Raw genomic sequence first — 3,278 nt, 5'->3', positions numbered from 1 at the left:
GCGATGAGCGGCACCGGAGCTTCGACTCCCGTCTCGGGTCCGGGCGTCGGCTGGTGCGCGGCCAGGCGGAGCGAGTCCCGGAAGCGGTGGTGGTTGAACAGGCGGGAGAACTCGGTGAAATAGACCTCCGCGAGACCGTGGTCGCCGCGGATCACCAGCATGTTCTCGTCGTTCTTGTTCGCGGAGGGATTGCTGAAGTTGGCCGAGCCGGTGACCACGATCGGATCGTCGCCGAGCGGGTCGATCAGCAGGTACTTCGTGTGCAGGTACTCGATGTTGTTGGAGAACGGGTTGTCGTGCTCGGCAGCCCACCCCGCCAGGCCGCCCTCCTCGACAAGGCCGCAGGCCACCAGCTCGGTCTCGGGATCGGTGACCGAACTGCGGTGCGCGTCGGCGGTGCCGGCGTTCTCGAACAGCAGCCAGCGGAGCGCGGGGTGGTCGCCGGGGAGCTGGCCGGCGAACCGGGGATCGAAGTTGAACGGGAAGGTGACGCACACCAGGTCCTGGGCCGATCCGAAGAGCTCGGCCCAGCGGTCCTGAGCCGTGGTGCGCGTGTGCGGACTGAACACGACCGATATGCCCGCGGGCCAGGGGTCGGGCATCGGGTTGCTGGCGTCCACCCAGTTGTTGAGGGTGCCGGGGGACGGGTCCGCGACGAGCTGGGCCCAGTAGTCGAGGTACTGCCGCGCGAGAGGGGCGTCGGTGACGGTGTGTCCGACGTTGGACTGTCCGAAGATCCCGTTCTCGGTGATGTTGGTCGAACCGGTCCAGACGGCCCGGGGCGCACCCTCGTGGCTCGCGACCACGAACTTGTTGTGCGGGATCGTGGCCCGGGTTCGCCAGGTCACGACCAGGTCGTCGATACCGGCGGCGGCGACCGCTTCGCGGTTGTGCGGGTGGTCGTACACGACGAGTTGTACGTCCACGCCCGTGTCCGCGGCCACACGGAAGGCTTCGAGCACGGGCAGGTACTCGAACTCGTACAGCGCCGCACGCAGCTGCCCGCGGTCGCCGTCGGCCGTGCCGATGAAGGCGAGCAGTGCCTCCTCCAGGCCGCGCGACAGCCAGCGCCAGGCCTCACGGTTGGGGACGGAACGCGGGTGGAGGTTCTTGAAGCGTTCGGCGTACGCCTGCGAGGCGTACACGCCACGGTTGAACCAGACACCGTGCACGCCCGGCTCCTCGGTCCGCACCTGCAGCTCGACGGTCGAGACCGGGGTGAGTTCCTCCCCTGGGGTTCCGGTCATGGCGTGCACCCGATAGGTGTAGGCCCGCCCTGGCTTGGCGCGGTAGTCGGCCCAGGTGAACGTCTGGAACGGGTTCCAGTTGGACCCCCACCGGCGCCTCGCCTGTGGGAAGCGCAGGCGGTTGTCGAGCCAACGGTGCCGGCCTTCGGCGTGGTCGAACCGTTCGACTCCAAAACCCAGTACGTCGTTCATGGCGGCTCGATGGTGGTCGAACCCCAGGACCACCACATGGGTCCCGGCGATGGCTTGTACGCGCAATGGCCCGGAACTGCTCTGCACTCTCATGCCCATGCCTCCCGGTCCCCGGGACGTCAAGACCAGCTTCACCCCGCGCCGGGCCGAGCGCACTCCGGCGCGGGCGGGCCCCTCCCCGTCGCTCGGCCCCCTCCCTGCGCACGCGCGCGACCGGCTGAGGGATGACGACGCGAGGGCGTCGCCCTCGCCGAGGCCGTGGGCCGGGGGACGTGGAGCGCGACACATCCCCCGGACATCACCGGCCTACCGGTCCTGGGAGAGCCGGACCAGTTCGGCGAAGGAGCCGTCCAGTCGCACCAGCTCCTCGTAACCGCCCTGCTCGGTGATCCGTCCCGCGTCGAGGACGATGATCCGGTCGGCGAGGCGGCAGTTCTCCATCCGGTGGGTGACGATCACCGTGATCCGGTCGTCCTTCATGTCCCGCAGTCCGGAGAACACCATGTGCTCGCCGCGCGGGTCCATGGCGGACGTCGGCTCGTCCATGACCAGCAGACCCGGTTTCCGGTGGAACGCCCGCCCGCACGCCAGGCGCTGCCACTGGCCGCCGGAGGGCTCGTGCCCGCCCCAGATCGAGCGGGCCAGCAGGGTGTCCAGGCCGTCCGGGAACTCCTGGACGGTCGCCCGCATACCGACCGCGTCCAGGGCGTCCCAGACGGCCTCCTCACCGCGCGGACCGGGCTGGCCGAGCGTGATGTTCTCCCGGGTGGAGAAGGGCCAGTGCCCGTACGACTGGGTGACGAGGCCGACGTGCTGCCAGGCGGTGCGCTGGTCGGCGTCGGAGGTGGGGACACCGTCCCAGGAGACGATGCCGGAGGTCGGGGCGGTCAGCGAGGTCAGCAGCCGGATCAGGGTGGATTTCCCCGCGCCGTTCTCGCCGACGACGGCGATGACCTCACCCCGGGACAGGGTCAGGGACACCGGTCCGAGCGAGGGGCTGTCCTTGCCGGGGTACGTGTACGTGGCCTCCTCCAGGCGGATCTTCTGCGGCGCGACCTCCATCACCTGGGGGCCGCGCGGTCCCGACTTCTCGGCGGCCTCGGCGACGAAGGCGGTGTAGTCGCCGAGGTAGAGGGCGTGCTGGAACATCGCCGCCCCGTAGACGACGAGCTGCGAGAGGGCGGCGGTGGAGGTCCGCATGGCCACGATCGCCGTGCCGGCCGCGGCGATCGCCATGTACCCGCCCACGACGAGCCCGGCGAGGACTCCGTAGGTCGCCACGACGAAGACCCCCGAGGCGGTGGCGGCGGTCAGATGGACGGTCAGGTAGCGGGGTGCGGAGCTCACCATCCTGGAGTCGATGCGCTCGCAGACCGCCGCGTACCAGTGGTGGGCGTACGGACGCATGCTGTTGCCGCGCAGCTCGTCGGCGAGCTTCGGGGTGGTCAGGTGCCAGCGCATCATGTGCTTGATGTTGCGGGAGGCGATCGTCTGGTTGTGGAGCCGGTAGTCGAGGCGGGCGGCGTAGACCGAGCCGAGGCCGCGGGGGATCACCGACAGCAGGAGCAGCGGCAGCAGCGCGGGATGGACCACCGCGAGGACGGACGCCACGGCGACCATGTCGATCAGGCCGCCGGTGAAGCCGAGCGCATCCTGCAGCAGCATGGCGGAGCGGGCGGATCCGGTCTCGGCGGCCTCGGAACGCTCGGTGAAGTCGGGGGCGTCGTAGGCGGCGAGTTCGACGTCCATGTGGGCGTCGACCATGGCGCCCTGCGCGAGGTAGCTGTACACGTCCCGGCTGAACAGCGGCGGCGCGAGCAGCAGCGGCGACGCCCACAC

The 3,278-nt window shown here is 70.1% G+C and carries 2 protein-coding genes; both read right to left on the bottom strand.

From position 1 onward, the window contains the following. On the bottom strand, window positions 1–1,532 hold a 1,532-nt coding region (locus ACWGIU_RS33560), incomplete at its 3' end, for a phospholipase D-like domain-containing protein (RefSeq protein ID WP_453711884.1). A gap of 213 nt (window positions 1,533–1,745) precedes the next feature. Beyond that, window positions 1,746–3,278: ATP-binding cassette domain-containing protein (locus tag ACWGIU_RS33555; protein WP_453711883.1), on the bottom strand; the 1,533-nt coding region annotated here is incomplete at its 5' end.

It is taken from the genome of Streptomyces sp. NPDC054840, assembly GCF_053611065.1.
The sequence above is the reverse complement of the archived record's forward strand: the minus strand, read 5'-3'. Positions and strand labels throughout refer to the sequence as shown.